Source organism: Leucobacter shiyiweii (assembly GCF_052446065.1).
Lineage (GTDB): Bacteria > Actinomycetota > Actinomycetes > Actinomycetales > Microbacteriaceae > Leucobacter.
Genome location: NZ_CM127080.1, coordinates 464,006 through 484,419, shown reverse-complemented (window position 1 = coordinate 484,419; position 20,414 = coordinate 464,006). Strand labels below are relative to the sequence as shown.

Sequence of the window (20,414 nt, the reverse complement as noted above, 5' to 3'; positions counted from 1 at the left end):
TTCAGTGGCGCTGGATCGACCGGACAATCGGTGTGGATCCGTGCCAGATAGGCCAGGAATGTGACACGCGGACGAGCACTTGAAGCGCAGGTAACAGCGAAGTAAGAGGCAACGCCTACCAGACCCAACGAAACACGAAAGCAATAAAGACTGGACTGTGTCCAAGATTTGATATGCTGACGGAATGATTCGACGCCAGCGCCGCTCGCACCCACGCGCTCCCCTGACTGTAACGCGTTGGGGCGCCATCGCCGCACTCGCCACGGCGGTGTTTCTCGGCACGTTCACCGCCCAGGCCCACCTCACCGCGCCCGCAGCCTTCGCGGCCCCCGCCGCGCTGACCGCCCCGGCCGGTACCGTGCAGGTGTGGGTCGATGTCGAAGGCCAGGGGGCCATTGCGGCGGTCACCGACGTGTCGGCCTCAACCTCCGGCGGCGCCTGGGTCGACGCGGCACCCACCACCACTCCCTTCGGCCGCACGGCCATCTTCGCTACCGCACCAGGTCCCCTCGACCTCCGCCTCCGCATCGCAGAGCCCACGACGGTCGACGTTGCGGTGACCTTCGTCGACGCAGGCGGCACCGTACTCGCGGAGCACCTCCTCCGCTCGGTCGCCCTGTCCCCCGCTCACGCGGGCACTGGGGGGTGGATCGCCTGGTCATCGCTCACCGAGGGTTCGGGGGCGCCAGACGACCAGACACCGGCCGAGGGCGCTGACGCCCAGGCCCAGGGTGCCCTCTCGCGCACCGGCCAGGACACGGGCCTCGCCCTGGCTCCGCTCGTGTTCGGCGCCCTCGCGGTGGGAGTCGCCCTCATGTTCACCGGGGCCGCGCTTCGGTCGCGGCAGACGGGGGCGGCACGATGACCGCCCGCATCGCCACACACCCGGGCAGCATCGCCCGCACCCTGCAGGCCACCCTCGCGGCCGTTACCGCAGCCGCAATCGCGCTGGTGCTCGCCCCCACCCCGGCCTCCGCGCTCACCGCCGAGGCACTCGAGTACCAAGAGAATCTCACCTGGGTCGATACCCCCGTGTTTTCCGCGGTGGATCCCGCGGTGCCACTCGTCGACAGCACGCTCGGGCGCGGCACGCAGCTAGCCGCCGGCGCGAACACGGTACCCCTCCCCGTGCCAGACGCGGAACCCGCCGAGACCGCCACCGGCGTGCTCGCCCGCATCACGCTGCTGCAGCCAGCCGCCGACACCACCGTCAGCATCGCCGCGGCCGAGGGCGCGCACTCGCCGCTGCTGTTCGGGCGCGCCGGCGCGACGGTGTCGACCACCACACTGCTGCCCCTCAGCGAGGGCGGCGTGACGCTGCACGCCGACGCGGCCAGCCACGTGCGCTTAGAACCGCTGGCCTACCTGCGCGGCGACGCGCAGGCGCCGGGTTCGACCACGGCACTGCCCGAGGCCGCGCGCCGCGCCGACACCGAGCAGGGGCTGGGCGGATCCGCACTCGCCCGCGAGCCCCTCTGGTTCGGCCTCACCGGGCAGGGCGGGGTGCCAAGCGAACTCGTGCGCAGCGTGTACGTCTCGTTTGACGTGACCCTTGCCACCCCCAACACCCTGGTGCTGGCAGACGGGCAGCGCATTCCGCTCTCGGCCGGCCGATCGGTCTTCACCACCATCGTCACGCCCGACGAACACGGCGGCGTCGAGGCCTCCCTCGCCGACGCCGGCACCGGCCAGTTGGTGGCGGATGTCACCGGCTGGGTGGCGGAGGCCGCCGCCCACAGCACCGCGGTGAACCGCGTGGGCAGCTACGTCTCGGCCACCGAGGTCGAGGAGTTACGCGCGGAAGTGGCCGCCCGCGCACCGGCGACGGGCCTCGCCCTGTCCGACCACGACGATGTCGCCTACGCGCTCGCGCTCGTCGACGGCAGCCCGAGCACCCCCGCAACCCAGCCGACCACCACCCTGCAGTGGAGCGCGGAACCGCACGGCCGGGCGCAGGGCGTCGCGGTCGACGGGGCGCAGGGCGTCGCGCCGCAACTCGCGTTCGTGCCGCTCGAGGCGGGCGAGGCGAGCCTCAGCATTCGGCAGGGCGCCGCGGCGGTCGCGATCCACCCACTGGGCGGCTTTCTGGGTGAGCCGCGCCACGCCGCAAACCCCGATGCCTCGATCGAGATCGTGAGCCCCAGCGCGGGGAGCGAGATTGACATCTCGGGCACCGGGTATTTCACGATCGAGGGCACCGCATTCTCTGATGCCTCTGCGGTCGACCGCATCGAGTTGAGCGCGCCCGGGCACGGCTTCATTGGCACCGCGGGCCTCGTGTACGAGGGCGACCAGCTCAGCTGGTACTTTGACGCCGGCGCCCCGGAGGACGGGGAGTTCACCTTCGTCGCCACCCTCTTCGACCGCGGCGCACCGAACACCCCGCGCGACACCGCGCAGATCACAGTGCAGGTCGATACCCCGGAGGCCGACGAGGAGGTTGTCGCACCGAATGTGCGCCACTTCAACCAGGCGGCAACGGAATTCACGATCAGTACCGAGGACCCCCGGCAGGTGCGGTTCGCGGTCGACCCGGAAGTCCTCCCCGGCGATCTCGTGGTCTCGGGCGCGACAGCCGCCACCCCGGCCGGGTTCCTCGGTGCCGTCGTGTCGATCAACGTGGTCAATGGTGTGTGGATCGTCGACACCCGCGAGCCGAACATCGACGAGCTCGTCTTCCAGGCCGACATCGACGAAACCATCGACTACGAGAACGGTGAGGGCGTGCAGATCACCCACGCCGCCGAGTCCGCCGCGTCACCCGCCGAGCTGTATGAGATCGACTCCGCGTTCCCCGAGGGGGTGCCAGCCGACATTCTGGAGCCGGTCACCCCAGAGATTGTGATCGACGAGGCCTCGCATGTCTCAAACGCCGAGTATGTCGACCTCGTCGCCGGGCCAGAGAACGTCGACCTCACCTTTGACGAAGACAATGTGCCCGCGGGCTACGAGGGCACGGTCGACTTCGCGTGCGTCGACCTGGCGGGCAGCGAGCAGGAACCCCAGGGTGACGCGATTGACGAGGAGGGCCGCTGGGTGGCGCCAGCCGACCCGGTCGCGGCCGGCAACGACTGCAATCGGCTGCGGGGCGTCACCATCGACAAGAGCTGGTCACTGAAGACCGAAGCGAAGTTTCTCTTCCAGCTCAAGAACGGCAAGCTCGACCTCGAAGACCAGACGCGCAAGACCCCCGAGGAGATCGCCGCGGCGGCGCGCGGCGCGTTCGACAAGAAGATCGGCATGAGCATTCAGGTCGAGTCGGAACTGTTGCCGCACCTGCTCTTTAAGCTCGACGTCAAGCTGAAGAAGAAGCTCGGGTTCATTCCCACGCACGTCAGCGTCAATGAGTTCAAGGTCGAGCAGAAGAACTACATCCGCGCGCAGGGCTCCGTCGCATTCTTCATCGCGCTGGAGTGGAAATTCAACGTCGCGAAGCGTCTCGCGAACATTCAGCTGCCCACGGTCACGTTCATGGTCGGGCCGGCGCCCATCGTCATCACCAACAAGCTCGAGATCGGTGTCAGCATCAATGCCGGCCTGAAGGGCCAGGTCACCCTGCCACTGTTCGGCGCCTCGCGCACGGACAACTTCGGCTTCACCTACGCGAGCGGTCGCTCACTCGAGCGCATCCGCAACACCGGCGAGGTGCAGTACTCGGAGCCCGCGCCCGAGCCGCTACAGACCGGCGGCAAGGCCGAGCTGGGCGGCTGGCTCACGGCGGGCCCCAGCCTCGAGTTCGCAAGCCAGATCTACGGGTTCGCGGGGCCCGCGCTCGAGTTCAAGGCAGGCCCGGGTATCGAGGGGAACATCGTGCACACCGGGGGCATCTCGACGCTCGACCTCACGGTGTTCCTCGGCCTCGAACTCAGCGGCGGCGCCAAGCTCACCATTCTGCGCTGGAACCTCCTCAACGTGAAGGTGTTTGAGCTCAAGTGGAAAGTCGTCCTGTTCCATCGGGAGAAGGTGCTCGGATAGTCTGTGTGCCACGCGCGCAATGCCGGCGCGTGGCACACAGCGGTTCCAAGCATCGGCGGATGCACGTGGTGGCCTGCACGAGACGCGACTTGCCATCCCACTCGCGATATCTGGCACGGGCGGTGACGCGGCCGTTCGGCGCGGTCTGGAAGCCGACGTCACCGAAAGTGCCAATGGTGAGACGTGGGCGGCTCATCGCGTCACCTCCCCGCTCAGGGCCCTGCCGTGCCGGTCTCGCGCTGCCGCTCAACCCAGGCACGCACATCCCCGACCGCGAACTTCAGGTGCTTGCCGAAACGGTACGCGGACGGGCCGAGGCCGCGGGTGCGCCAGTCGTAGATCGTCGAGACCGGGATGCCCAGGTAGTCGGCTAGCTCGCCGATGTCGATCAGAGGCTCCAGCCCACAGGGGCTGTCGGAGTAGTGCCCCGTAGAGTGGTGTAACGATCCCGGCCAGCAAACGTAAGCGTGGCCACCGGGATCTTCCTTCGAGGAAACTCTCACATCCCACTCGAAAGGTGTCACACCGATGACCACTCCCTCTATTGTCGACCCTGTCACTGTCCTCGCCAACGCTCTGGGCGACGCGTCTCCTGACCTGATGCGTACTCTGCTCCAAACCATGATCAACACGCTCCTCTCTGCAGAGGCCGACGCGGTCTGCGGTGCCGAGTACGGCAAACCCTCTCCCGAGCGCCTCAACTCTCGCAACGGATACCGCACCCGCGAGCTCGATACCCGTGTGGGAACCGTGGATGTCGCGATCCCGAAGCTCCGCTCCGGCACGTACTTCCCCGAGTGGCTCCTCGAGCGCCGCAAACGCTCAGAAGCAGCGATGATCACCGTCGTCGCTGACGCCTACCTCGCCGGCGTCTCGACGAGACGGATGGACAAGCTCGTGAAGACCCTCGGCATCCATTCCCTGTCGAAGTCGCAGGTTTCCCGGATGGCCGCCGATATGGACGAGCACGTGCGCGAGTTCCGCACGAGACCCCTGGGCGACTCAGGGCCCTTCACGTTCGTCGCGTGTGACGCGCTCACGATGAAAGTTCGTGAGGGCGGGCGCGTGATCAACACTGTTGTGCTCGTCGCGACCGGGGTGAACGCTGACGGGCACCGGGAAGTCCTGGGCATGCAAGTGGCGACCGCAGAGACCACGATGGCATGGAACACGTTCTTCGCAGACCTCGTCGCTCGCGGCCTCACCGGGGTGAAACTCATCACCTCTGACGCGCACGCAGGCCTCGTGGAAGCGATGCGGGCGAACTTCCCCGGGACGTCGTGGCAGAGGTGCCGCACACACTACGCCGCGAACCTGATGGCAGTGACCCCCAAGAGCATGTGGCCAGCGGTCAAAGCGATGCTGCATTCCGTGTACGACCAGCCTGATGGGACAAGTGTTGAGGCGCAGTTCGATCGGCTCCTGGACTACGTCGAGGGCAAGCTCCCTGAGGTGTTCGACCACCTCGATGCTGCCCGGGCTGACATCCTCGCGTTCACCACGTTCCCGAAAGATGTGTGGCAGCAGATCTGGTCGAATAACCCAAACGAGCGCCTGAACCGCGAGATTCGCCGTCGCACTGATGTCGTTGGGATCTTCCCAAACCGCGACGCGATCATCAGGCTCGTCGGGGCGGTCCTTGCAGAACAGTCCGACGAATGGGCTGAGGGACGCCGTTACCTCGGTCTTGACGTCCTCGCGAGGTGCCGCCTCACGCTCGTAGACACCGAAACGATCGAGCACCATGCTCTTCCCGAGCTCGAGGCCGCAGCATGAGCACCGATGCCCGAACTACTGGGCGGCACTACGTCGCCGCGAACGATCTCCCCGCCAGCATCTGCGACCACAACGAAAACTAGCCCCACAACCTTGAAGGATCACGAAACGGTTACACCACTCCACGGGACTTGACCGCTGTCGGAAGGGCGGCGTGAGGTGTCCATGCTCACGAGGTGCGCACCTGCACCACAGAATGACCGTGAAGGATCCGTGTGATCCTGCGCCAACACGCTGGAGCCGCGGGAGGAATGCTCGAAGGAGCCAAGAAAAGCCAGCGCTCGGCGTGTCAAAGTGATGAGTTTGTGATGACCGGTTCAAATCTCATCAACGAAAAAATCGCGGAAACCCTTGAGTTTCCGCGATTTTTTGGTCGGGCTGACAGGATTTGAACCTGCGACCCCTTGACCCCCAGTCAAGTGCGCTACCAAGCTGCGCCACAGCCCGTTGTCACCAGCACAAACATTTGCGCCAGGGCAACCCCTCTATCTTAGCCACAAAAAGTGCGCGCCCCGACCAATCGACAGCGCAGCCTACTCCTAGCCCTTTCAACGGCAACGCGGATCCAATCGCCACGCTAACCGCGTCGCCCGCAGCGAGGCAACTCAGTAGTTTTGCACCCCGTCCCGATCCGGTTCGGGCCCGATCTCGAAGTGACGACCGCTGAGCGTGTTCGCCTCAATGCGAACGTAGTTGCGCTTGACGGTCGGCACGTAGGGCTTCAGCGGCAAGGCGTCGGCGGCGGCAATTTCCGCTCCGGTCTCCAGTCGACGTGCCGTCCCTCGCAACACCACGCTCCAGGCCTCGCTGTCAGTGTGGGCGTCAGCTTCGAAGAGCACCTCTCCCGAGATCACCATCTCAACGAGTTTGTTTCCCTCGGCCGTGCGCAGCACGATCGACTCACCATCAACCACGTAATTCACCGGGAAGATATCGAACACCTCTCCCACATGCGTGACGATGCGCCCGACCTCCTGGGTCGCGAGGAGCCGCCAGCATTCTTCAGGGTTGAGCACAGTCACGGGGTTCGTGTTGTCGTCCATGCTTCATTCTCCCACCGCGTTCGAATTTGCACAGAGATTTCTCATAACAGACCAAAATCGAGTCCGCGCGCACGCACCGTTTCCACTGCGGCAAGCAGCCCGTCGGCGGTTCCCGAGCTGGGCTGGTTCATGTGGGCAATCACCACGTCACCGGGCGCGGCACCACCCACCTCGGTCGCCACCGTCGACGCGGCAAACGTCGCGCCCGCATCACCGTTAACCGAGAAGCCAAGTACTCTCTCCCCCAGTGACTCCGCGATGCTCAGTCCCACATCATCAAGGTGCGCGGTTCCCGGACGAAACCACCGGGGCGCCGTCCCGGTGAGTTCGGTCAACGCCACGTGGTTATTCCACACTTCGAGGGCGGCTTCCCGCGCACTTGTGGTGCCCGCGATCCCATAGGCCGTTTGCCCCGTTACGCTGAGCGGCAAGTGCGCGCTGCCGTGGTTTGCAAGCTCAAACAGTGGATCAGCGGCGAGACTCGCCGCTAGGCCCGAGTGCGCCTCGATCCATCGAAGGTTTAAGAACAGGGTGGCAGGCACCGCAGCAGCACGCAGTCCCGAGATGAGGCGTTCGTCAAATCCCGAGCCATAGGGCCCGCCGCATGCATCCAACGTCAGGAAGACACGATCGGGGTATGGGGTGCCCGCCTCGGCGCCGGTTCGCGCAACGCCGGGAATATCGACGCCCCAATACTTCGGCGCGAGACCCTCGTGCGCCGCGATGGCTGATTCCAGGTCAGGAGGCGCCTGGCTCGCAGACTCGATGGAAGGAGCATCTGAGGGCTCGGTTGGCTGTTCAGGCGCGGGTGGGCGCGGATCCGAAGGTGTCACCTTGGGCGGTGGAGACGATGCCACTTTTTCCTGTGCACACCCAGCGAGCAGGCCCACAGCCCCACCGGCTGCCGACAGCAAAAACACCCGCCTCGGCCACGCACCGCTCACCGATATACCTCAACGCGCATGAGGAGATCTTCCCACGCGCGCCAGGCGGCACGCTAGGGAATAGGGATCGGCGTGATGCCGAGAGGAGCGAGACCCGCTGCACCACCATCGGGCGCAGTGAGCACCCAGATGCCGTCAGCATGCACGGCGACCGAATGTTCCCACTGCGCGCTGAGCGACCCGTCAGCCATCGACACCGTCCAGTCGTCGTCTTGCACGATCGTGTCGATGCCACCGGCCGAAATGATGGGTTCGATCGCGACGACAAGACCCGGCTTCACCTCGGGCCCTCGACGCGATACCGGCACGTTGAAGACCGGTGGATCCTCGTGCATCTTCCGCCCGATTCCGTGACCGATGTAATCCTCAAGCACCCCGAAATCACTGTTCGCGCGCACATATCCCGATACGGCCTCGCCAACCTCATTGAGGTGCGACGCGGTGGCAAGCCTGGCGATACCCCGCCACATCGCCTGCTCGGTGATGTGATCAAGCTTCTGAATCAGCTCCGTGCGTTCCGGGCGAGCCGGATCGGGAAGAGCCACGGTGAAAGCGGCATCACCGTTCCACCCCCCGACGATCGCGCCCGCATCCAAGGCAACGATGTCACCTGGCTCAAGCGGCCGATCCGTCGGGATAGCGTGCACTACGTGTTCGTTCACGTTCGCGCAGATCGTGTGGCGGTAGCCCGGTTCCAGCATGAAGTTCGGCTCGGCACCCCGCGAACGAATGGCTTCCTCAGCGATCGCGTCTAGCTCAAGCGTCGTGATTCCAGGCCGCACGGCGGCCTTCATCGCAGTGAGCGCTGCCCCAGTGGCGGCACCCGGCGCAACCATCAAACGCAACTGCGCCGGTGACTTGTAGATCGACCGGCGCAGCAAACCCCGACTCACGACTATTCGCCCAGCTTCGCGTCGAGCGCGGCGGCGATGCGATCCGCCACCTCATCGATCTCGCCCAGCCCGTCGACCGTGACCAGTATTCCGCGGGAGTGGAAAAGTTCAATGAGCGGAGCGGTCTGCGCAGCGTAGACCTCTTGACGGTGGCGAATGACCTCTTCGGTGTCATCGACTCGCCCCTCAAGCTCTGAGCGCTTCAGGAGCCGCGCAACGACGGCATCGGTATCTGCCTCGAGGAGGATCACAGCGTCGAGACGACGGGCCTCGCCCTCGAGCACCGCGTCGAGTGCGTGCACCTGATCGACGGTGCGGGGGTACCCGTCAAGGAGGAACCCGTTTGCCACGTCATCACGCTGAAGACGATCCGCAACGATCTCGTTGGTGAGCTCGTCGGGAACCAGCTGACCCTTCTCGATGATCGACTGCACCTTCTTGCCGAGCTGCGTGCCTGCCTTGATATTGGCGCGGAAGATGTCACCGGTAGAGATGGCTGGAACCTGGTACCGATCGGCAATACGAGCAGCCTGGGTGCCTTTGCCTGCGCCGGGAGCGCCGATAATCAGGAAGCGTGCTTGGGGGGTTTCAGTCATTACTTGAGGAGCCCTTCGTAGTGGCGCTGCTGCAGCTGCGCGTCGATTTGCTTCACCGTCTCAAGGCCGACGCCCACGATAATCAGGATCGAGGCTCCGCCGAATGGGAAGTTCTGGTTTGCGCCGAAGAAGGAAAGCGCGATAAGCGGGATCAAAGCGATGAGACCCAGGTAGAGCGAGCCGGCGCTCGTGATCCGGGTCAGGACATAGTTGAGGTATTCAGCCGTTGGCCGCCCCGCCCGGATGCCCGGGATGAAGCCACCGTACTTCTTCATGTTGTCTGCGACCTCTTCAGGGTTGAAGGTGATCTGCACGTAGAAGAAAGTGAACCCGATAACCAGCAAGAAGAAGACAAGCATGTAGAGCGGTTGATCGCCCTGCATGAGGTTGTTCGTGATCCACACGACCCACGCCTTGGGCTCTTCACCAATACCGGGCTGATTAAACTGCGCGATGAGCATGGGAAGGTAGAGAATTGCCGAGGCGAAGATGACCGGAATCACACCGGCCATGTTGACCTTGATCGGGATGTAGGTGCTGCTCCCGCCGTACGTGCGCCGACCGACGACACGCTTGGCGTACTGCACCGGCACCCGGCGTTGAGACTGCTCGACGTACACGACTGCAGCGATCACCACCATGCCGACTGCCAATACGAAGAGGAAGACTTCCCAACCCTGGGTGGTCTGGATCGTCCACAACGCGTTGGGGAAAAGAGCCGCGATCGAGGTGAAGATCAGGAGGGACATACCGTTGCCGATACCGCGCTCAGTGATGAGCTCGCCGAACCACATAATGAGGCCGGTGCCCGCCGTGAGGGTCAGGATCATAATGATGATCGCCCACCATTCCTGAGACACCAGGTTCTGACAAGCCGCACTGGCGGCGTTGGAACCAAACAGCATGCCTGAGCGCGCAACGGTAATCAGGGTGGTGGCCTGGAGCACGGCGAGAGCGATCGTGAGGTACCGCGTGTACTGCGTCAGTTTGGCCTGACCGGCCTGACCCTCCTTGTGGAGAGTCTCGAAGTGCGGAATGACAACTCGCAGCAGCTGCGTGATGATCGAGGCCGTGATGTACGGCATGATTCCCAAGGCGAAGATCGACAGCTGAAGGAGCGCGCCCCCGCTGAACATGTTGATCATCTCGTACAGGCCGGAGGTGCCCTGATTGGCGACGAGGCACGCCTGGACGTTGTCGAAGTTGACAAACGGCGCTGGTACGAACGAGCCGAGCCGGAAGAGTGCGACGATCCCGAGCGTGAAGAGGATCTTCCGCCGCAGATCGGGCGTTCTGAAAATCCGTCCGATGGCGCTGAACAAAGCCTGCCTCCTGAAGAGTTTGTGAGTGGTCTCGCCCCAGGGACAAAGACCAAGACATCAGCCTACACGCAGAGCATGTACGCGATAAACGCGAGAGGCCGGGTGAAACCCGCAAATTGCGGATTCACCCGGCCTCCCCACCCGGAAATTCTCGGGTTTGACTACTTAATCTCGCCGCCGGCAGCAACGATCTTCTGCTCAGCTGAGCCAGAAACCTTGTCTACCTGCACGGTGAGCTTCACCTGAAGGTCGCCATTGCCCAGCACCTTGACGGGCTGGTTGCGGCGAACCGCGCCCTTTTCCACGAGGTCAGCAACAGTGACGATGCCGCCCTCGGGGTAGAGCTCGGCCAGCTTGGCAACGTTGACCACCTGGTATTCGGTGCGGAACGGGTTCTTGAACCCGCGCAGCTTCGGGGTGCGCATGTGCAGTGGCATCTGCCCACCCTCGAACCCGGCCTTGACCTGGTAGCGCGCCTTCTGACCCTTAGTGCCTCGACCTGCGGTCTTGCCCTTCGAGCCCTCGCCGCGACCCACACGGGTCTTAGCCTTCTTGGAGCCAGGAGCAGGACGAAGGTGGTGAGCCTTCAGGACCTGCGAACGGCCTTCCTCGTTCTTCTCACTCATGCGTCGATCTCCTCAACCTGAACCAGGTGAGCAACTGCGCGGACGTACCCGCGGTTCGCACGAGTGTCTTCGCGAACGACGGAATCGCCGATCCGCTTGAGACCCAAGCTGCGAAGCGTGTCGCGCTGGTTCTGCTTCTCACTGATAACGGACTTGGTCTGCGTAATCTTCAGTGCCTTAGCCATTACGCACCCGCCTTCACCTGAGCAGCAGCGTCTGCCGCGGCCTTGGCCTCAGCACGCACGTGGCGAGCCGGGGCGACACGGTCGAAGTCGAGGCCGCGGCGAGCTGCGACGGAGCGGGGCTCCTCGAGCTGCTGCAGCGCGACAACGGTCGCGTGCACGATGTTCAGGGTGTTCGAGGAACCCAACGACTTGCTGAGCACATCGTGGATGCCTGCGCACTCGAGTACGGCGCGCACGGGGCCACCAGCGATAACGCCGGTACCCGCGGCGGCGGGACGAAGCAGAACAACGCCTGCCGCGGCCTCACCCTGCACGGGGTGCGGGATGGTGCTGCCGACGCGCGGAACGCGGAAGAAGTTCTTCTTTGCTTCCTCGACGCCCTTAGCGATAGCGAGGGGAACTTCCTTCGCCTTGCCGTAGCCCACACCAACGGTGCCGTTGCCATCTCCGACCACGACGAGCGCGGTGAAGCTGAAACGACGGCCGCCCTTGACAACCTTTGACACGCGGTTGATGGTGACGACGCGCTCGAGGAACTGGCTCTCGTTACGGTCGCGGCCACCACGCTCGTTTCGGGTACCGCGGTCGCGGCTTCCTCGACGAGCCTCGCGGGGCTCGCTGCGGTGATCCTGAGCCGGAGCCGCGGCGCCCTGTGCCTCAGCGGCCGGGGTCTCGGCCTGGGCCTCTGCGTTCACTACCTGCTCCTTCGTTACTTCGCTCACAGGGTCAGCCCCCCTTCGCGTGCGCCGTCGGCAATCGCGGCTACGCGGCCGGCGTACTTGCTACCGCCGCGGTCGAAGACCACAGCGTCGATTCCGGCGCTCTTGGCGCGCTCGGCTACCAGCTCGCCAACGCGGCGGGCCTTGGCCGTCTTGTCGCCCTCAAAGGAGCGAAGATCGGCTTCCATAGTCGACGCCGATGCCAGGGTGAAGCCCTTGGAATCGTCGATGACCTGAACGAATACGTGGCGCGAAGAGCGGTTGACCACGAGACGCGGACGCGCCTCGGTGCCGACGATCTTCTTGCGGAGGCGGACGTGGCGGCGAATACGCGCTGCCGAACGACCCTTAGCCCGAGTAATTGAAGCGGCCATGGGTTACTTACCAGCCTTTCCAGCCTTGCGACGGACAACCTCGCCGGCGTAACGAATACCCTTACCCTTGTAGGGCTCAGGCTTCTTCAGCTTGCGAATGTTGGCTGCGGCTTCGCCGACAGCCTGCTTATCGATACCGCGAACGGTGATCTTTGTGTTGCCCTCGACCTCGAGCGTGATGCCCTGAGGAGCGTCAACGAGCACAGGATGCGAGAAGCCGAGCGCCAGCTCGAGGCCGGTGCCCTTCTGCTGCACGCGGTAGCCGGTGCCGACAACCTCGAGCTGCTTTGCGTAGCCCTCGGTCACGCCGATGATGTTGTTGTTGATGAGCGTACGGGTCAATCCGTGCAGCGCTCGGGAGTCGCGCTCGTCGTTGGGACGGGTGACGAGCACCTGGCCGTCTTCGAGTGCTACGCGAATGGGCTCGGAGACGACGAGCGCCAGCTCGCCCTTTGAACCCTTGACCGTGACCTGCTGGCCATCGATCGAGACAGTGACACCGCCGGGAACGGCGATGGGAAGCTTACCGATACGTGACATGACGGGTTACCACACGTAGGCGAGAACTTCTCCGCCCACGCCCTTCTGCTCGGCCTCACGGTCAGTCAAGAGCCCCGAGGAGGTGGAAAGGATCGCAATACCTAGGCCGCCGAGTACGCTCGGGATCTCGGTGGTGCCTGCGTACACGCGGAGGCCGGGCTTCGAAACCCGCTTAATGCCTACGATTGAACGCTCGCGGTTGGGGCCGTACTTCAGCGACATGGTGATGGTGGTTCCGACGCGAGCGTCCTCCACCTTCCAGTCAGCGATGTAGCCCTCACGCTTGAGGATCTCTGCGATCCGCTCCTTCAGCTTTGAGCCTGGGAGCGAAACGTCATCATGGTGCGCGGAATTTGCGTTGCGCAACCGGGTCAGCATATCTGCGACCGGATCGGTCATCGTCATAAGTGACTCTTTCTTTTTCGCCTGGTTTCTCCAGCCGTTACGCGACTGCAGACCTAGGTGATACGTGGATCAGGCGCCCCGCGACGGGGGCGCCTCCCCACTTGGTCTATTTAGTTGTCTTCCTTGAATGGGAATCCGAGCGCCTTCAGCAGCGCACGACCCTCATCGTCGGTCTTAGCGGTGGTCACGACAGTGATGTCGAAGCCACGCACCCGGTCGATCTTATCCTGATCGATCTCGTGGAACACGCTCTGCTCGGTAATACCGAACGTGTAGTTCCCGTTCCCGTCGAACTGCTTGGCCGACAAACCGCGGAAATCGCGGATGCGGGGCAGTGCGAGCGAGATGAGACGGTCGAGGAATTCCCATGCACGGTCGCCACGAAGAGTGACGTGCGCACCGATCGCCTGGCCTTCGCGCAGTTTGAACTGAGCGATGGACTTGCGGGCTTTGGTGACCATGGGCTTCTGGCCGGTGATCTTCACCAGGTCAGCAATTGCGCCCTCGATCACCTTGCTGTCGCGGGCGGCCTCGCCGACACCGGTGTTCACAACGACCTTCACGAGGCCGGGAACCTGATGCACGTTGGCAAAACCGAACTCCTCGCGAAGTGCCGGCACGATCTCCGCACGGTACTTCTGCTTCAGGCTCGGCAGGGCTTTCGCCGCTGACGCAGTGCCAGCGGCCGCAGCAGTCTCAGTCATTAGAGGTCCTTCCCAGACTTCTTGGCGTAGCGAACGCGCACGGTCTTCTTCTTCCCGTTGCGTTCCACCTCTTCGACGCGGAAACCAACGCGGGTCGGCTTCTTGGTCTCGGGGTCGACTACAGCGACGTTGGAGACGTGGATCGGAGCCTCATGAGTCTCGATGCCGCCCTCCTTCGTGCCGCGGGACGACTGGCCCTGCCGCACGTGCTTGGTGACGTAGTTGACACCCTCGACGACGACACGATCACTCTCGGTCAGCACGGCGATAACGCGGCCCTGCTTGCCCTTGTAGCCACCGCGCTCTTGCGTGGGTCCTGAGATGACCTCTACGAGGTCACCCTTCTTGATCTTGCTACCCATAGTGCTAGATCACCTCCGGTGCCAGCGAAACGATCTTCATGAACTTCTTGTCGCGAAGCTCGCGGCCAACCGGCCCGAAGATACGGGTGCCGCGAGGCTCCCCGTCCGCCTTCAAGAGGACGGCCGCGTTCTCGTCAAAGCTGATGTACGAGCCATCAGCACGACGGGTGGACTTGCGGGTACGAACGATGACCGCCTTGACGACCTCGCCCTTCTTCACGTTGCCCCCGGGGATCGCGTCCTTTACGGTCGCGACGATGGTGTCACCGAGACCCGCGTAGCGGCGCCTCGAACCCCCGAGCACACGAATCGTGAGCAACTCCTTGGCGCCGGTGTTATCCGCTACCTTGAGTCGCGATTCCTGCTGAATCACTTGTTACTCCTTCTTCCGTAAGCCGGGGGCTTACTTCGCCTTTTCGAGGATCTCGACCAGGCGCCAGCGCTTGGTGGCGCTCAGCGGGCGAGTCTCGTGTATGAGCACGAGATCGCCGATGCCGGCGGTGTTCTGCTCGTCGTGGGCCTTCACCTTCGACGAGCGACGCAGGACCTTGCCGTAAAGCGGGTGCTTCACGCGATCTTCAACCTCAACGACGATGGTCTTATCCATCTTGTCGCTGACAACGTATCCGCGACGAGCCTTGCGGTAGCCGCGCTGTTCCATCTCGACCTCAGCCATTACTCGGCCTCCTTCGTCTCAGCGGCGGCGTCCGCCTGCTCGGTCTTCTTCGTGCTCTTCTTTGCCTTTACGGGCTCGGGAGCAGCTGCGGGGGTCGGGCGAATACCCAACTCACGCTCGCGCAATACGGTGTAGATGCGAGCAATGTCGCGCTTCACCTGACGTACGCGTCCGTGACTCTCCAGCTGGCCGGTGGCCGACTGAAAACGCAGGTTGAAAAGCTCGGCCTTCGCCTTCTTCAGCTCTTCAGCCAGTCGCTCGTCTTCAAAAGTATCGAGCTCGGTAATTGCCAACTCTTTGCTTCCAATGGACATTACGCGTCGCCCTCCTCACGCTTGATAATGCGGGCCTTGAGGGGCAGCTTGTGAATGGCTCGGGTGAGCGCCTCACGTGCAAGCTGCTCATCGACACCTGCGACCTCAAAGAGGACGCGACCCGGCTTAACGTTGGCCACCCACCACTCGGGCGAACCCTTACCGGAACCCATGCGGGTTTCCGCGGGCTTCTTGGTGAGGGGGCGATCGGGGTAGATGTTGATCCACACCTTACCGCCGCGCTTGATGTGACGAGTCATCGCGATACGAGCGGACTCGATCTGACGGTTCGTGACATACGCGGGGGTCAGTGCCTGGATACCGAACTCACCAAAGGTGACCTGGTTTCCACCCTTGGACTGACCGCTACGGCCGGGGTGATGCTGCTTGCGGTACTTGACTCGACGAGGAATCAGCATGCTTACTTCTCCGCTCCTGCTGCGGCGGGCGCAGCCTCGGCCTGAGCCCCGCGGGGGGCACGGCGGCGGTCGCCGCGGTCGCGTGACGGCTTCTGGGCCGCCTGCTCACGAGCGAGTTCCTTGTTGGTGAGGTCACCCTTGTAGATCCAGACCTTCACGCCAATGCGGCCGAAGGTGGTCTTCGCCTCGTAGAAGCCGTAGTCGATGTTCGCACGCAGGGTGTGCAGGGGCACACGGCCTTCGCGGTAGAACTCCGAACGGCTCATCTCGGCGCCGCCGAGGCGGCCGGAGACCTGAATACGCACGCCCTTGGCACCAGCGCGCTGCGCGCCCTGGAGACCCTTACGCATCGCGCGGCGGAACGCCACACGGGCGGCGAGCTGCTCGGCAACACCCTGAGCGACCAGCTGAGCGTCAGCCTCGGGGTTCTTGACCTCGAGGATGTTGAGCTGGATCTGCTTGCCGGTGAGCTTCTCGAGATCAGCGCGAATACGCTCGGCCTCAGCACCTCGACGACCGATTACGATGCCGGGACGGGCCGAGTGGATATCAACGCGTACCCGATCACGAGTGCGCTCGATCTCGACGCGGCTGACGCCAGCGCGGTCAAGTGTCTTGGTCAGGTGCTGACGGATGTGAATATCCTCAGCGAGGTAATCGGCGTAACGCTGTCCCGGCTTCGTCGAATCCGAGAACCACCGCGACACGTGATCAGTGGTGATCCCGAGGCGGAAGCCGTAGGGATGAATCTTCTGGCCCATTATTTGGCTCCCTTCTTCGCGGCGGCGAGTTCATCGGCCGTCTGCAAGATGACGGTGATGTGACTCGTGCGCTTGTTGATGCGGAATGCACGGCCCTGAGCACGGGGGCGGAAACGCTTAAGCGTTGCACCCTCGTCAACGAACGCGCGAGCGACGACGAGTTCGTCCTCGTTCAGGCGCAAGTTCTCGTTGTCGGCCTTCACTCGTGCGTTGGCGATGGCGGCTGCCACCAGCTTGAACACGGGCTCCGATGCTGCCTGCGGGGCGAACTTCAGGATGGCCAGGGCCTCCTGAGCGTTCTTGCCACGGATCAGGTCAACGACACGACGGGCCTTTTGGGGGGTAACGCGGATTTGACGCACACGTGCGATCGACTCCACCATTTCTCTTCCTCCTTCACGTCACCGCGCTAGCGGCGACGGCCCTTCTTGTCGTCCTTCACGTGACCGCGGAAGGTGCGAGTCGGGGCGAATTCGCCCAACTTGTGACCAACCATGGTTTCGGTGACGAACACCGGGATGTGCTTGCGACCGTCGTGCACCGCGATGGTGTGTCCCAGCATGGCTGGGATGATCATCGACCGGCGCGACCAGGTCTTGATTACGTGTTTGGTACCGGCTTCGTTCTGAGTAACCACCTTGTTCAGCAGGTGGTTATCGACGAAGGGGCCCTTCTTGAGACTACGAGGCATCTTCTACTCTTTCCTACCTGCCGACTAACGCTTCTTGCCAGCGTTGCGGCGACGAACGATGAGCTTGTCGCTTTCCTTATTGGCCTTGCGCGTGCGGCCTTCCTTCTGGCCCCACGGGCTAACCGGGTGACGGCCACCCGAGGTGCGGCCTTCGCCACCACCGTGCGGGTGATCCACCGGGTTCATGACAACACCACGCACGGTCGGGCGAACGCCCTTCCAGCGCATGCGGCCAGCCTTACCCCAGTTGATGTTCGACTGCTCGGCGTTGCCGACCTCGCCGACGGTTGCGCGGCAGCGCACGTCAACGTTGCGGATCTCGCCCGAAGGGAGACGCAGCTGGGCGTAGGGGCCATCCTTGGCAACGAGTCGCACGGAGGAACCGGCCGAGCGAGCGAGCTTTGCGCCGCCGCCTGGCTTCAGTTCGATCGCGTGGATCACGGTACCGGTCGGGATGTTCTTCAGCGGAAGATTGTTACCCGGCTTGATGTCGGCCCCTGCGCCGGCCTCGACGATATCGCCCTGCTTCAACTTGTTCGGCGCGATGATGTAACGCTTTGTGCCGTCGATGTAGTGCAGGAGTGCGATACGCGCGGTGCGGTTGGGATCGTACTCAATGTGAGCAACCTTGGCGTTCACGCCGTCCTTGTCGTGACGACGGAAGTCGATCACGCGGTACTGGCGCTTGTGGCCCCCACCGATGTGACGAGTCGTGATACGGCCCTGGTTGTTGCGTCCACCGGTCTTTGACAGCGGGCGCAGGAGGGACTTCTCGGGGGTCGAACGCGTGATCTCAGCGAAGTCAGCGACGCTTGATCCGCGACGACCCGGAGTCGTCGGCTTGTACTTACGAATTGCCATGATTATTCCTCTTCGCTTCCGAGCTACAGCGCAGCCGTGAAGATGTCGATGGTGCCCGACTTCAGGGTGACGATGGCACGCTTGGTGTCCTTGCGCTTGCCAGCGCCGAACTTGGTGCGACGGGTCTTGCCCTTGCGGTTCAGCGTGTTGATCTTGTCGACCTTCACGTTGAAGACCTGCTCGATAGCGAGCTTGATCTCGGTCTTGTTTGCAGTGGGCTGAACCTCGAAGGTGTACTGACCGTTCGCGTCGATCATGCCGTAGCTCTTCTCAGAGACGATCGGGCGAATGATGACGTCGTGCTGCGACTTGTTCAGGCTCACTTCTTGGCCCCCTTCGCGGTGTCGTTTGCGGTGCGATCGGCCACGAAGGCTTCGAAAGCGCCCTTGGTGAAGACGAGATCATCACTGACGACCACGTCATAGGCGTTGAGCTGATCCCACGGCAAGATGTGCACGTGCGGAATGTTCCGCAGGCTCAGCGTGCTGAGCTCGTCATCGCGATTGAGTACCACGAGAACGCGGCGACCCGGAGCAACGGCGGCGAGCACGTCGCGCGCTGCCTTCGTGCTGGGCTTGTCGTCGATCCCGAACGTGTCGATGACGTGCAGACGTCCGCCGCGAGCGCGATCCGACAGCAGTCCGCGAAGCGCGGCGGCAATCATCTTCTTCGGGGTGCGCTGCGAGTAATCGCGCGGCACGGGGCCGTGCACGATTCCGCCACCGCGGTGCTCAGGAGCACGAACCGAACCCTGACGAGCTCGGCCGGTGCCCTTCTGCTTGAACGGCTTCACACCTGAACCGCTGACTTCGCCGCGATTCTTGGTCTTGTGGGTGCCCTGACGCGCAGCAGCAAGCTGAGCGGTGACGACCTGGTGGATAAGCGGGACATTGGTCTCCACGGCGAACAGAGTCTCGGGCAGGTCAACCGACCCAGCCTTCTTGCCCTGTACGTCGATGACCTCGAGCGTGGTTGCGGTAGCCATGTACTACGCCCCCTTTACAGCGTTGCGGACGAATACGAGACGGCCACGACCACCAGGAACCGCGCCCTTAACGAGCAGCAGGCCCTTCTCGGCGTCGATTGCCTGGACGGTGAGGTTCTGCACGGTCACGCGATCGCTGCCCATGCGGCCAGCCATACGGTGGCCCTTGAACACGCGACCCGGGGTAGCAGCGCCACCGATCGAACCAGGCTTGCGGTGGTTACGGTGAGCACCGTGCGAGGCACTCACACCCTTGAAGTTGTGACGCTTCATGACACCAGCGAAGCCCTTACCCTTCGAGGTACCAACGACGTCGATCTTCTGACCGGCTTCGAAGGTAGCGTCGAGAGTGAGCTCCTGGCCGAGCGCGTACTCTGCGGCATCTGCCGTGCGCACCTCGGTGAGGTGGCGGCGGGGGGTGACGCCAGCCTTGGCGAAGTGACCGGCGCTCGGCTGGTTCACCTTGCGGGGGTCGATCTGACCCGCGGCGATCTGCACGGCACTGTAGCCGTCGACATCGGGGGTGCGAATCTGAGTAACTACGTTCGGGGATACCTCAATGACGGTAACAGGAACGACCTTGCCGTTCTCATCCCACACCTGGGTCATGCCGAGCTTCATGCCGAGCAGGCCCTTGACGTTACGATTTCCGTTTGACATCTTCTGGCCCCCTACAGCTTGATCTCGATGTTGACATCGGCAGGCAGGTCGAGACGCATAAGTGAGTCAACGGCCTTGGGGGTCGGATCGATGATGTCGATCAGACGCTTGTGGGTGCGCTTCTCAAAGTGCTCCCGGCTGTCCTTGTACTTGTGAGGCGAACGGATCACAGCGATCACATTCTTCTCCGTGGGAAGGGGCACTGGGCCGATTACGGTGGCACCAGCACGGGTAACCGTATCGACAATCTTGCGTGCCGAGTTGTCGATGACTTCGTGGTCATACGACTTCAGTCGGATGCGGATCTTCTGTCCCGCCATGTGACTCTCTCTTTCTGTGTGCGTCTTACCGTTCGCGCTCTCTCGAGCGCGCCCAGCATTGGACGTCTTGCTATCAGTGCCCTGGCATCCACGGGGAATGCGCATTCGCTGTTCACCTGTCAAACGTTCACACAGCACAAGAAACCCGGCAGTTGCCCGGTTTCACGACACTGGTGAGCGTGGCGTTCGCTACCAGCGGCCTAGTCAGATAGTGGATCGCATTGCGCCCCACGACTACGCACAGCATGGCAGTGATTCCCGCA

Annotated in this window: 30 protein-coding genes and 1 tRNA gene; 4 read left to right on the top strand and 27 right to left on the bottom strand. The window is 63.4% G+C overall.

Annotation, left to right across the window (positions count from 1 at the left end; translation table 11 throughout):
- Positions 1–184 precede the first annotated feature (184 nt).
- Both ACTNFJ_RS02345 and ACTNFJ_RS02340 read left to right on the top strand, forming a co-directional pair.
- The gene (locus ACTNFJ_RS02345) at positions 185–865 is read left to right on the top strand and encodes a hypothetical protein (protein ID WP_435906727.1); all 681 of its coding nucleotides are present in this window, start codon (positions 185–187) and stop codon (positions 863–865) included.
- Complete coding sequence (locus ACTNFJ_RS02340; protein ID WP_435906719.1) at positions 862–3,975, top strand: hypothetical protein; 3,114 nt, start codon at positions 862–864, stop codon at positions 3,973–3,975. The genes ACTNFJ_RS02345 and ACTNFJ_RS02340 overlap by 4 nt, the downstream gene beginning before the upstream one ends.
- A 212-nt stretch (positions 3,976–4,187) precedes the next feature.
- Here ACTNFJ_RS02340 and ACTNFJ_RS02335 read toward each other — a convergent pair whose 3' ends face one another.
- Complete coding sequence (locus ACTNFJ_RS02335) at positions 4,188–4,499, bottom strand: helix-turn-helix domain-containing protein (protein ID WP_435906720.1); 312 nt, start codon at positions 4,497–4,499, stop codon at positions 4,188–4,190.
- Between the two features lie 4 nt (positions 4,500–4,503).
- Here ACTNFJ_RS02335 and ACTNFJ_RS02330 point away from each other — a divergent pair, with 4 nt between their 5' ends.
- Together ACTNFJ_RS02330 and ACTNFJ_RS02325 are read left to right on the top strand one after the other, a co-directional pair.
- Positions 4,504–5,751, top strand: a complete 1,248-nt coding sequence (locus ACTNFJ_RS02330; protein ID WP_444711774.1) for an IS256 family transposase — start codon at positions 4,504–4,506, stop codon at positions 5,749–5,751.
- A gap of 215 nt (positions 5,752–5,966) precedes the next feature.
- Complete coding sequence (locus tag ACTNFJ_RS02325; protein WP_435907345.1) at positions 5,967–6,143, top strand: hypothetical protein; 177 nt, start codon at positions 5,967–5,969, stop codon at positions 6,141–6,143.
- Here ACTNFJ_RS02325 and ACTNFJ_RS02320 read toward each other — a convergent pair.
- The 26 genes from ACTNFJ_RS02320 to rpsJ form a co-directional block, all read right to left on the bottom strand.
- A tRNA-Pro gene (locus ACTNFJ_RS02320) sits at positions 6,122–6,198 on the bottom strand. The two genes, ACTNFJ_RS02325 and ACTNFJ_RS02320, sit on opposite strands and share 22 nt — an antisense overlap.
- Positions 6,199–6,356: 158 nt before the next feature.
- On the bottom strand, positions 6,357–6,794 hold the full coding sequence (locus ACTNFJ_RS02315) for a pyridoxamine 5'-phosphate oxidase family protein (RefSeq protein WP_435907344.1): 438 nt from the start codon (positions 6,792–6,794) through the stop codon (positions 6,357–6,359).
- Positions 6,795–6,835: 41 nt separating this feature from the next.
- Complete coding sequence (locus tag ACTNFJ_RS02310) at positions 6,836–7,651, bottom strand: polysaccharide deacetylase family protein (RefSeq protein ID WP_435910495.1); 816 nt, start codon at positions 7,649–7,651, stop codon at positions 6,836–6,838.
- Positions 7,652–7,791: 140 nt separating this feature from the next.
- Positions 7,792–8,574 (bottom strand): type I methionyl aminopeptidase, encoded by a 783-nt coding sequence (map, locus tag ACTNFJ_RS02305; RefSeq protein WP_444711805.1) that lies wholly within the window; start codon positions 8,572–8,574, stop codon positions 7,792–7,794.
- Between the two features lie 59 nt (positions 8,575–8,633).
- Positions 8,634–9,227: an adenylate kinase gene (locus ACTNFJ_RS02300; RefSeq protein ID WP_435907341.1), complete on the bottom strand. Its 594-nt coding sequence runs from the start codon at positions 9,225–9,227 to the stop codon at positions 8,634–8,636.
- A complete protein-coding gene (secY, locus tag ACTNFJ_RS02295; protein WP_435907340.1) occupies positions 9,227–10,549 on the bottom strand; it encodes a preprotein translocase subunit SecY in 1,323 nt (440 codons plus the stop codon). Before secY ends, ACTNFJ_RS02300 begins: the two co-directional genes overlap by 1 nt.
- A gap of 161 nt (positions 10,550–10,710) precedes the next feature.
- A complete protein-coding gene (gene rplO, locus ACTNFJ_RS02290; RefSeq protein ID WP_435907339.1) occupies positions 10,711–11,175 on the bottom strand; it encodes a 50S ribosomal protein L15 in 465 nt (154 codons plus the stop codon).
- Complete coding sequence (gene rpmD, locus ACTNFJ_RS02285) at positions 11,172–11,360, bottom strand: 50S ribosomal protein L30 (protein WP_433646817.1); 189 nt, start codon at positions 11,358–11,360, stop codon at positions 11,172–11,174. Before rpmD ends, rplO begins: the two co-directional genes overlap by 4 nt.
- The gene (rpsE, locus tag ACTNFJ_RS02280) at positions 11,360–12,082 is read right to left on the bottom strand and encodes a 30S ribosomal protein S5 (RefSeq protein ID WP_435907338.1); all 723 of its coding nucleotides are present in this window, start codon (positions 12,080–12,082) and stop codon (positions 11,360–11,362) included. The genes rpmD and rpsE overlap by 1 nt, the downstream gene beginning before the upstream one ends.
- The gene (gene rplR, locus ACTNFJ_RS02275) at positions 12,079–12,453 is read right to left on the bottom strand and encodes a 50S ribosomal protein L18 (RefSeq protein ID WP_435907337.1); all 375 of its coding nucleotides are present in this window, start codon (positions 12,451–12,453) and stop codon (positions 12,079–12,081) included. Before rplR ends, rpsE begins: the two co-directional genes overlap by 4 nt.
- A gap of 3 nt (positions 12,454–12,456) precedes the next feature.
- Positions 12,457–12,993, bottom strand: coding sequence for a 50S ribosomal protein L6 (gene rplF, locus ACTNFJ_RS02270; protein ID WP_435907336.1), 537 nt, complete (start codon positions 12,991–12,993; stop codon positions 12,457–12,459).
- Between the two features lie 6 nt (positions 12,994–12,999).
- On the bottom strand, positions 13,000–13,398 hold the full coding sequence (rpsH, locus tag ACTNFJ_RS02265; RefSeq protein WP_435907335.1) for a 30S ribosomal protein S8: 399 nt from the start codon (positions 13,396–13,398) through the stop codon (positions 13,000–13,002).
- 110 nt (positions 13,399–13,508) lie between these two features.
- A complete protein-coding gene (gene rplE / locus ACTNFJ_RS02260) occupies positions 13,509–14,102 on the bottom strand; it encodes a 50S ribosomal protein L5 (protein ID WP_435907334.1) in 594 nt (197 codons plus the stop codon).
- The gene (gene rplX / locus ACTNFJ_RS02255; RefSeq protein ID WP_433646811.1) at positions 14,102–14,464 is read right to left on the bottom strand and encodes a 50S ribosomal protein L24; all 363 of its coding nucleotides are present in this window, start codon (positions 14,462–14,464) and stop codon (positions 14,102–14,104) included. Before rplX ends, rplE begins: the two co-directional genes overlap by 1 nt.
- A 4-nt stretch (positions 14,465–14,468) precedes the next feature.
- A complete protein-coding gene (gene rplN, locus ACTNFJ_RS02250; protein ID WP_433646810.1) occupies positions 14,469–14,837 on the bottom strand; it encodes a 50S ribosomal protein L14 in 369 nt (122 codons plus the stop codon).
- A 30-nt stretch (positions 14,838–14,867) separates the two neighbouring features.
- Positions 14,868–15,140, bottom strand: a complete 273-nt coding sequence (rpsQ, locus tag ACTNFJ_RS02245; RefSeq protein WP_435907333.1) for a 30S ribosomal protein S17 — start codon at positions 15,138–15,140, stop codon at positions 14,868–14,870.
- Positions 15,140–15,454: a 50S ribosomal protein L29 gene (gene rpmC / locus ACTNFJ_RS02240; RefSeq protein WP_433646808.1), complete on the bottom strand. Its 315-nt coding sequence runs from the start codon at positions 15,452–15,454 to the stop codon at positions 15,140–15,142. The genes rpsQ and rpmC overlap by 1 nt, the downstream gene beginning before the upstream one ends.
- Positions 15,454–15,873: a 50S ribosomal protein L16 gene (gene rplP / locus ACTNFJ_RS02235; RefSeq protein ID WP_433646807.1), complete on the bottom strand. Its 420-nt coding sequence runs from the start codon at positions 15,871–15,873 to the stop codon at positions 15,454–15,456. Before rplP ends, rpmC begins: the two co-directional genes overlap by 1 nt.
- A gap of 2 nt (positions 15,874–15,875) precedes the next feature.
- Complete coding sequence (gene rpsC, locus ACTNFJ_RS02230) at positions 15,876–16,634, bottom strand: 30S ribosomal protein S3 (RefSeq protein WP_435907332.1); 759 nt, start codon at positions 16,632–16,634, stop codon at positions 15,876–15,878.
- Positions 16,634–17,017 (bottom strand): 50S ribosomal protein L22, encoded by a 384-nt coding sequence (gene rplV / locus ACTNFJ_RS02225; protein WP_435907331.1) that lies wholly within the window; start codon positions 17,015–17,017, stop codon positions 16,634–16,636. The genes rpsC and rplV overlap by 1 nt, the downstream gene beginning before the upstream one ends.
- Positions 17,018–17,043: 26 nt before the next feature.
- Positions 17,044–17,325, bottom strand: a complete 282-nt coding sequence (gene rpsS / locus ACTNFJ_RS02220) for a 30S ribosomal protein S19 (protein WP_435907330.1) — start codon at positions 17,323–17,325, stop codon at positions 17,044–17,046.
- Positions 17,326–17,349: 24 nt separating this feature from the next.
- Positions 17,350–18,186, bottom strand: coding sequence for a 50S ribosomal protein L2 (gene rplB, locus ACTNFJ_RS02215; protein WP_435907329.1), 837 nt, complete (start codon positions 18,184–18,186; stop codon positions 17,350–17,352).
- A gap of 23 nt (positions 18,187–18,209) precedes the next feature.
- Positions 18,210–18,509: a 50S ribosomal protein L23 gene (gene rplW, locus ACTNFJ_RS02210; RefSeq protein WP_435907328.1), complete on the bottom strand. Its 300-nt coding sequence runs from the start codon at positions 18,507–18,509 to the stop codon at positions 18,210–18,212.
- Positions 18,506–19,171, bottom strand: coding sequence for a 50S ribosomal protein L4 (gene rplD, locus ACTNFJ_RS02205; protein ID WP_435907327.1), 666 nt, complete (start codon positions 19,169–19,171; stop codon positions 18,506–18,508). Before rplD ends, rplW begins: the two co-directional genes overlap by 4 nt.
- Before the next feature lie 3 nt (positions 19,172–19,174).
- On the bottom strand, positions 19,175–19,831 hold the full coding sequence (gene rplC / locus ACTNFJ_RS02200) for a 50S ribosomal protein L3 (RefSeq protein WP_435907326.1): 657 nt from the start codon (positions 19,829–19,831) through the stop codon (positions 19,175–19,177).
- Positions 19,832–19,842: 11 nt separating this feature from the next.
- A complete protein-coding gene (gene rpsJ, locus ACTNFJ_RS02195) occupies positions 19,843–20,151 on the bottom strand; it encodes a 30S ribosomal protein S10 (RefSeq protein ID WP_433646799.1) in 309 nt (102 codons plus the stop codon).
- Positions 20,152–20,414 lie beyond the last annotated feature (263 nt).

Excerpts from the sequence above, each read along its gene's own strand:
- rplB (WP_435907329.1), bottom strand. The coding sequence starts at position 18,186 with ATGGCAATTCGTAAGTACAAGCCGACGACTCCGGGTCGTCGCGGATCA.
- rplE (WP_435907334.1), bottom strand. The coding sequence starts at position 14,102 with ATGACTGAGACTGCTGCGGCCGCTGGCACTGCGTCAGCGGCGAAAGCC.
- ACTNFJ_RS02330 (WP_444711774.1), top strand. The coding sequence starts at position 4,504 with ATGACCACTCCCTCTATTGTCGACCCTGTCACTGTCCTCGCCAACGCT.
- rplD (WP_435907327.1), bottom strand. The coding sequence starts at position 19,171 with ATGGCTACCGCAACCACGCTCGAGGTCATCGACGTACAGGGCAAGAAG.
- rpsJ (WP_433646799.1), bottom strand. The coding sequence starts at position 20,151 with ATGGCGGGACAGAAGATCCGCATCCGACTGAAGTCGTATGACCACGAA.
- rplR (WP_435907337.1), bottom strand. The coding sequence starts at position 12,453 with ATGGCCGCTTCAATTACTCGGGCTAAGGGTCGTTCGGCAGCGCGTATT.
- rpmC (WP_433646808.1), bottom strand. The coding sequence starts at position 15,454 with ATGTCCATTGGAAGCAAAGAGTTGGCAATTACCGAGCTCGATACTTTT.
- ACTNFJ_RS02340 (WP_435906719.1), top strand. The coding sequence starts at position 862 with ATGACCGCCCGCATCGCCACACACCCGGGCAGCATCGCCCGCACCCTG.
- rpsC (WP_435907332.1), bottom strand. The coding sequence starts at position 16,634 with ATGGGCCAGAAGATTCATCCCTACGGCTTCCGCCTCGGGATCACCACT.
- rplC (WP_435907326.1), bottom strand. The coding sequence starts at position 19,831 with ATGTCAAACGGAAATCGTAACGTCAAGGGCCTGCTCGGCATGAAGCTC.
- rplX (WP_433646811.1), bottom strand. The coding sequence starts at position 14,464 with ATGGGTAGCAAGATCAAGAAGGGTGACCTCGTAGAGGTCATCTCAGGA.
- rpsS (WP_435907330.1), bottom strand. The coding sequence starts at position 17,325 with ATGCCTCGTAGTCTCAAGAAGGGCCCCTTCGTCGATAACCACCTGCTG.
- rplF (WP_435907336.1), bottom strand. The coding sequence starts at position 12,993 with ATGTCACGTATCGGTAAGCTTCCCATCGCCGTTCCCGGCGGTGTCACT.
- ACTNFJ_RS02300 (WP_435907341.1), bottom strand. The coding sequence starts at position 9,227 with ATGACTGAAACCCCCCAAGCACGCTTCCTGATTATCGGCGCTCCCGGC.
- rplV (WP_435907331.1), bottom strand. The coding sequence starts at position 17,017 with ATGGTGGAGTCGATCGCACGTGTGCGTCAAATCCGCGTTACCCCCCAA.
- rpsH (WP_435907335.1), bottom strand. The coding sequence starts at position 13,398 with ATGACGATGACCGATCCGGTCGCAGATATGCTGACCCGGTTGCGCAAC.
- ACTNFJ_RS02345 (WP_435906727.1), top strand. The coding sequence starts at position 185 with ATGATTCGACGCCAGCGCCGCTCGCACCCACGCGCTCCCCTGACTGTA.
- rplP (WP_433646807.1), bottom strand. The coding sequence starts at position 15,873 with ATGCTGATTCCTCGTCGAGTCAAGTACCGCAAGCAGCATCACCCCGGC.
- ACTNFJ_RS02315 (WP_435907344.1), bottom strand. The coding sequence starts at position 6,794 with ATGGACGACAACACGAACCCCGTGACTGTGCTCAACCCTGAAGAATGC.
- rpmD (WP_433646817.1), bottom strand. The coding sequence starts at position 11,360 with ATGGCTAAGGCACTGAAGATTACGCAGACCAAGTCCGTTATCAGTGAG.
- rpsQ (WP_435907333.1), bottom strand. The coding sequence starts at position 15,140 with ATGGCTGAGGTCGAGATGGAACAGCGCGGCTACCGCAAGGCTCGTCGC.
- map (WP_444711805.1), bottom strand. The coding sequence starts at position 8,574 with ATGGTTGCGCCGGGTGCCGCCACTGGGGCAGCGCTCACTGCGATGAAG.
- rplO (WP_435907339.1), bottom strand. The coding sequence starts at position 11,175 with ATGAGTGAGAAGAACGAGGAAGGCCGTTCGCAGGTCCTGAAGGCTCAC.